Genomic DNA, 6,479 nt, shown 5'->3' on the forward strand with positions numbered 1-6,479 from the left:
CCCGGGCGGAGCTGGTCACTTTCTGAGGCACGCTCACTCATATGAGTGACGTAACGGTTCAGTGGCCTGTTTCACGGGCATCCCCGTGGTCTTTAGTCAGAGTAATGAGTTACGCTAAAGAACATGCCTGACCTCACCCATGGCGACGACGCTGCCGCCGTGAACTCCCTGCGCTCCGCCGTGATGCGCCTGTCGCGCCGGCTCAAGCACCAGCGCGTCGACGAGTCGCTGAGCCCCACCGAGATGTCGGTGCTCGGCACCCTCGCCCGCTGCGGTTCGGCCACGCCGGGCGAGCTCGCCCGCAAGGAGCATGTGCAGCCCCCCTCGATGACCCGCATCGTGGCGCTGCTCGAAGCCAAGGGCCTGGTCAGACTGGAGCCGCACCCCGAGGACCGGCGCCAGAAGGTCGTCACGCAGACCGAGCAGGCCGAGGCCATGCTCGAAGAGAGCCGCCGCAAGCGGAACGCGTGGCTGGCCGGCCTGGTGGAGGCCCTCGACGAGGACGAGTGGGCGAAACTCCGCGCCGCCGCCCCCGTACTGGAGAAGCTCGCGCATCTGTGACCCAGCCGTAGCCGCCGGACGCCGACGTCCGCGATGCCTGAGGAGGCGAACGCTTTTGAGTTCGGGACCCGGAGCAGACTCCGCCCCCGCACCAGCCACCCACGACTCCCCGTCCGCCCCCAGATCCGCGAAGTCGTCGATGTTCAGCTCGCTGAAGGTCCGCAACTACCGCCTGTTCTTCCTCGGCCAGGTCGTCTCCAACACCGGCACGTGGATGCAGCGCATCGCCCAGGACTGGCTGGTACTGAGCCTCACCGGCTCGTCCGCCGCGGTCGGTATCACCACCGCCCTGCAGTTCCTGCCGATGCTGCTCTTCGGGCTGTACGGCGGTGTTCTCGTCGACCGCCTCCCCAAGCGCCCGACGCTGCTCGCGACCCAGACGGCCATGGGTCTGACGGGCCTCGTGCTCGCCTTCCTCACCCTCTCCGGCCACGTCCAGGTCTGGCACGTCTACCTGGCCGCCTTCGCCGTCGGCCTCGCCACCGTCGTCGACAATCCGGCCCGCCAGTCCTTCGTCTCCGAGATGGTCGGCCCCGGCCAGCTGCAGAACGCGGTCAGCCTGAACTCGGCGAACTTCCAGTCCGCCCGCCTCGTCGGCCCCGCCGTCGCGGGTCTGCTGATCACCGGCGTCGGCACCGGCTGGGCCTTCCTGCTGAACGGCCTGTCCTTCGTCGCGCCCCTCGCCGGGCTGCTGCTGATGCGCGCCCGCGAACTGCACGTCGTCGAGCGCGCCCCGCGCGGCAAGGGCCAGCTCCGCGAGGGCCTGCGCTATGTCGCCGGCCGCCCGGAGCTGATCTGGCCGATCGTCCTGGTCGGCTTCATCGGCACCTTCGGCTTCAACTTCCCGGTGTGGCTGTCGGCCTACGCGGACGACGTCTTCCACGCCGGAGCGGGCGCGTACAGCCTCTTCAACACGCTGATGGCCGTCGGCTCGCTGGCCGGCGCGCTGCTCGCCGCCCGGCGCGGCACGACCCGGCTACGGGTGCTGATCGGCGCGGCAGTGGCTTTCGGTGCCCTGGAAGTGGTGGCCGCCATGGCCCCGTCCCTGTGGCTCTTCGCCCTGCTCATGGTCCCGATCGGCATCTTCGGCCTGACGGTCAACGTCACCGCGAACACCTCGGTCCAGATGGCCACCGACCCCGCCATGCGCGGCCGGGTGATGGCCCTGTTCATGATGGTCTTCATGGGCGGTACGCCGCTGGGCGCGCCCCTCGTCGGCTGGGCCACCGACGCATACGGAGCCCGGGTGGGCTTCGCCGCGGGCGGTCTCGTCTCGCTGGCCGCCTCCGTCGCCGTCGGCCTGGTCCTGGTCCGACTGGGCGGACTGCGCCTGTCGGTCGGCTGGCATCGCGGTCATCCACAGGTCCGCTTCGTGCCACGGGAGCAGCTGGCGACGGCCGCGTAGGAGGTCCGGCGGGCGGGCTGTGTCTGTCGGGCGGCCGGCCCGGCTGGGCGGGCGGTGTCTGCCGGGCGGTCGGCAGGCACCGCGGTCATCTGCGGGTGGGAGCAGCTGGCGACGGCCGCGTAGGAGGTCCGGCGGGCGGGCGGTGTCTGCCGGGCGGTCGGCCGGTATCGCGGTCGTCCGCGGGGCCGTTTCGTCCTGCGGGTGCGGCCGGCGACGGCCGCGCAAGCCGTCGCCCGGTGATCCGTTCCCTGGCAGGGTGACGCCATGAGACTCTTTGCGGCGGTGTTGCCCCCCGAGGACGCGGTACGTGAACTGGGCGCGGCGGTCGACGAGTTGCGGCGGCTGCCGGAGGCGGACGACCTGCGCTGGACCGGCCGGCCGGGGTGGCACTTCACGCTCGCCTTCTACGGCGAGGTCGACGAGTCCCTCGTCCCGGAACTGTCCGCGCGGCTGGAGCGGGCTGCGCAGCGTACGGATCCTTTTCCGCTGGCCCTGCACGGCGGCGGCCACTTCGGCGGGCGGGCCCTGTGGGCCGGGGCGGCCGGGGACGTCGGCACCCTGCGGCTGCTGGCCGAGCGGGCCGAGGCGGCGGCCAGGAAGGCCGGCCTGCCGACCGAGCAGCACCGGCGGTACCGGCCGCATCTCACGGTCGCCCGCAGTCGCGCCGACGCGGACTTCGGACCGTACGTCGCCGCGCTGTCCTCGTTCGAGGGACGGGAGTGGACCGTGGACGAGCTGTGTCTCGTCCGCAGCCATCTGCCCGACGCGGGCATTCCGGGGGAGCAGCCGCGGTACGAGGCCGTGGGGCGGTGGCGGCTCGGCTCCGCCGGGGCGGGTGCGAGTGCCTGAGCCGGCGCCCCCGGGCCCTGGGGCGGGTGACTGAGGTGGCCGCCCGATGGTGGCCGGCGGCGGCCGGTTAACCTCGTGAGCGTGGACCCGAAGACCCGTAACCGGATTATGGCCGGTGTGCTTGTGCTGATGTTCGTCGTGGTGGCGCTGGCGGCGGCGGTCAAGTAGGAGACCACCGCCGTTGCGCTCCGCTGTGTTTGCCGTAGGCCGCGGGTTGGTTGTCCGCTGCGGGCCGGTGGGGGCCGGTCGCGCAGTTCCCCGCGTCCCTGGGGCTCTCGTGGGTTCTCCGCTGCGGGCCGTCGTGGCCGGTCGCGCAGTTCCCCGCGCCCCTGGAGGGGCGCTGCTCATCCCCGGAGTTACCAGGCGAAGGCTTCCGGGGACGGGCCCTGGCCCGGGAAGATTTCTTCCAGGGAGGTCAGGACCTCTTCGCTCAGCTCCAGCTCGACCGCACGCACCGCGCTCTCCAGCTGCTCGGCGGTGCGCGGGCCGACGATGGGGCCGGTGATGCCGGGGCGGGTCAGCAGCCAGGCCAGAGCGGCCTCGCCGGGCGCCAGGCCGTGCTTCTCGAGCAGATCCTCGTACGCCTGGACCTGTGCGCGTCCGGTGGGGGTGGCGAGGGTGTCGGCGGCACGTCCGCTCGCCCGGCGTCCGCCCTGGGCCTCCTTTTTGATGACCCCACCGAGCAGACCGCCCTGCAGCGGGGACCAGGGGATGACCCCGAGCCCGTACTCCTGCGCGGCCGGGATGACCTCCATCTCGGCGCGGCGTTCGGCGAGGTTGTAGAGGCACTGCTCGCTGACCAGGCCGTAGCTGCCGCGTCGCGCGGCGGTCTCGTTGGCCTGGGCGATCTTGTAGCCGGGGAAGTTGGACGACCCGGCGTACAGGATCTTGCCCTGCGCCACGAGGGTGTCGATCGCCTGCCAGATCTCCTCGAAGGGAGTGTCGCGGTCGACGTGGTGGAACTGGTAGATGTCGATGTGGTCCGTCTGGAGCCGCTTCAGGCTGGCGTCGACCGCCCGCCGGATGTTCACGGCGGAGAGCTTGTCGTAGTTGGGCCAGACGTCGCCTTCGGCCGCCATGTTCCCGTACACCTTGGTGGCGAGGACCACCTTGTCGCGACGGTCGCCGCCCTTCGCGAACCAGTTGCCGATGATCTCTTCGGTACGGCCCTTGTTCTCGCCCCAGCCGTACACGTTGGCGGTGTCGAAGTAGTTGATGCCGGTGGCCAGCGCCGCGTCCATGATCGCGTGGCTGTCGGCTTCGTCGGTCTGCGGTCCGAAGTTCATGGTCCCGAGGACCAGTCGGCTGACCTTGAGTCCTGTGCGTCCGAGCTGCGTGTACTTCATGGTTCTCAGCCAACGGGGTGGAGTGCGCTCTAGGCAAGGGGAGCCCGGCGCGGTGGGCTACCGGGTGGGCTCCCCGGTCGGAAAACCCGGTAGTGCCGCGGCGGCCGGTCCGTTGGAGTCACTGTCCGTGACCTCCCTCGACGCTCTCGTGCGCCCCGACCGCTATCCCCGTGCCTCCGGTTACGACCCCGGGTGGCTGGTCGGCCTCGACATGGGGCCGAATCCGCTGTGGCTGCTGGAGGACCTCGCGCGGGACCTGGAGCTGCGGCCGGGCATGCGGGTGCTGGACCTCGGCCCCGGGGTTCGGGTTCGGGGTCGGGGCGCAGGCCATGATCGACGGAGTCAGGCCGGAGCCGGGCCAGGCTGGAGCCGAGCCGGTCAAGAACCGGTTCGGAGCCGGGCCGGTCAAGAGCCCGTCGGTCCGGAGCCCGGTCAGGCCGAGTAGGGCTCGCCCAGGTCCCAGGCCTGGTGCATCGCCTCCGCGAACCCTTCCGCGATCTTGTGCTCGCCGTCCGCGTTCGGATGGGTGCCGTCGTAGGTGTCGAGATGGACGACATACGAAGGCGGCGGGGACGCCAGGAGCAGGGGGGAGCGGGGCTCGTCCAGGTCGGCCACGGTCTTGGCGAGGAGCTCGTTGAAGGCCGTGACCTCGGCGGCGAACGCGGGGTCCGTCTGCACCCGGACGTTCGGCAGCACCGGGAGGAACACCATCCGGATGCGCGGGTTCGCCGAGCGGGCATGGCCGATGAAGGCGCGTGCGTTCTCCGCCGTCTGCCGCGCGTCGGTGTAGAAGCCGAGGTCGATCAGGCCCAGGGAGACCAGCAGGACGTCGGCGCGCTGTGCCCGGACCGCTTCCTGGATCAGCGGGGTCAGATGGAACCAGCCCTCGCCCCAGCCGGCCAGATGCGCGCGCGGGAAGTCCGGGTCCGCGTACTCGTACGAGGAGGGGGAGTCCGTCGCCTTGTCGTGGAGCGTCTCGCGCGGCCCCACGATCTTGAAGGGGCCGTTGTAGGTCGCGCGCAGGTGCTGCCACATCCGGTAGCGCCACGTGTGTTCGCCCGCGCTTCCGATCGTCATGGAGTCGCCGACGGGCATGAACCTGAGCATCCGCTCATCATCGTCGATCGCCGCGGCGGGTGGGGTGTGAGGATGGACACCCGGGGTGAACGGCGGCCGCGGATGGCAGGCTTGGCGCATGCGTCGCTCGTGTTCGTTCCTCGCCGGGGCCCTGCTCGCCCTCTCCGCGGCCTTTCTCGCCGTCGGGCCCGCCGCCCCCGCCGTGGCCGACGACGGAGGCTTCACGATCAAGGACCCGCGGATCACCGAGTCCAGTGGGCTGGCCGCCTCGCATCTGCACCCCGGCGTCTACTGGACCCACAACGACAGCGACGACGGCCCCTACCTCTACGCCGTCGACAGCCGCACCGGCAAGACCGTCGCCACCCTCACCCTGACCGGTGTCGGCGCGCCCCGGGACGTCGAGGCCATCTCGATCGGGCCGGGCAACCAGATCTACGTCGGTGACATCGGCGACAACCTCGGCGGCACGTGGGACCACGTGTGGATCTACAAGCTGCCCGAACCCAAGGTGCTCAAGGACGCGACCGTCCGCGCCACGCAGTACGTCGTGAAGTACGCGGACGGCGCCCGGGATGCCGAGGCGCTGATGGTGCACCCGAAGACCGGGCGCGTCTACATCGTCTCGAAGAACGAGGACGGGGGCGGGCTCTACGAAGCCCCGGCCACGCTCTCCGCCTCCGGGACGAACGTCTTCCGGCGGGTGGCCGACATCGACCTCTGGACCACCGACGGCGCGTTCTCGCCGGACGGCAAGCAGCTCGCCGTCCGCGGATACCTCGGCGGGATCGCCTACCAGTGGAACGACGGGAAGATCAAACGGCAGGGGCGCCTCAATGTGCCGTTGCAGCCGCAGGGGGAGTCCGTCACCTACACCGCGGACGGCTCCGAGCTGATGTACGGGACCGAGGGGGAGAACAGCTCGGTGCAGCCGGAGAGCGTGCCCGGCTACTCGGGGGACAAGTCCCCTGCCGAGGGCGGCAGTTCGGACACGGCAGGCGGAGGTGGCGGCGCGGATGACGGGGGCGGCATGAGCGGCGACGTCAAGGTCGGCGGGCTCGCCCTGCTCCTCGTGGCGGCGGTGGTCTTCGGGTTCAAGCGGCTGGGGCGCCGGGACTGAGACGGGGCGGCCCGGCCGCCCGGGGGTCGCCTCCGCCTGGGGTGCGGCTGTTCCAGGAGCCGAGCCGCCGACTTCTCCGGAGCCGGTTACGGCAACGGGGGCCCCGGCACTCTCCAGTGCC

The 6,479-nt window shown here is 71.2% G+C and carries 6 protein-coding genes; 4 read left to right on the forward strand and 2 right to left on the reverse strand.

From position 1 onward, the window contains the following. The first annotated feature begins 123 nt into the window (after positions 1-123). The 3 genes from ACFVYF_RS27680 to thpR all read left to right on the forward strand — a co-directional run bounded on the left by ACFVYF_RS27680 (position 124) and on the right by thpR (position 2,815). On the forward strand, positions 124-561 hold the full coding sequence (locus ACFVYF_RS27680) for a MarR family winged helix-turn-helix transcriptional regulator (RefSeq protein ID WP_389459614.1): 438 nt from the start codon (positions 124-126) through the stop codon (positions 559-561). Between the two features lie 55 nt (positions 562-616). Then, positions 617-1,966, forward strand: coding sequence for an MFS transporter (locus tag ACFVYF_RS27685; RefSeq protein WP_389459616.1), 1,350 nt, complete (start codon positions 617-619; stop codon positions 1,964-1,966). 264 nt (positions 1,967-2,230) lie between these two features. Then, a complete protein-coding gene (gene thpR, locus ACFVYF_RS27690) occupies positions 2,231-2,815 on the forward strand; it encodes an RNA 2',3'-cyclic phosphodiesterase (protein WP_389459618.1) in 585 nt (194 codons plus the stop codon). Positions 2,816-3,171: 356 nt separating this feature from the next. Here thpR and ACFVYF_RS27695 read toward each other — a convergent pair whose 3' ends face one another. Both ACFVYF_RS27695 and ACFVYF_RS27700 read right to left on the reverse strand, forming a co-directional pair. Next, on the reverse strand, positions 3,172-4,161 hold the full coding sequence (locus ACFVYF_RS27695; RefSeq protein WP_389459619.1) for an aldo/keto reductase: 990 nt from the start codon (positions 4,159-4,161) through the stop codon (positions 3,172-3,174). Positions 4,162-4,593: 432 nt separating this feature from the next. Next, complete coding sequence (locus tag ACFVYF_RS27700; RefSeq protein WP_389459621.1) at positions 4,594-5,268, reverse strand: GDSL-type esterase/lipase family protein; 675 nt, start codon at positions 5,266-5,268, stop codon at positions 4,594-4,596. A gap of 88 nt (positions 5,269-5,356) precedes the next feature. Here ACFVYF_RS27700 and ACFVYF_RS27705 point away from each other — a divergent pair, with 88 nt between their 5' ends. Then, positions 5,357-6,358 (forward strand): WD40 repeat domain-containing protein, encoded by a 1,002-nt coding sequence (locus tag ACFVYF_RS27705; RefSeq protein ID WP_389459622.1) that lies wholly within the window; start codon positions 5,357-5,359, stop codon positions 6,356-6,358. The last annotated feature ends 121 nt before the right edge of the window (positions 6,359-6,479 follow it).

The sequence above is a fragment of the Streptomyces sp. NPDC058274 genome (genome assembly GCF_042881375.1).
In the GTDB taxonomy this organism is placed as follows: domain Bacteria; phylum Actinomycetota; class Actinomycetes; order Streptomycetales; family Streptomycetaceae; genus Streptomyces.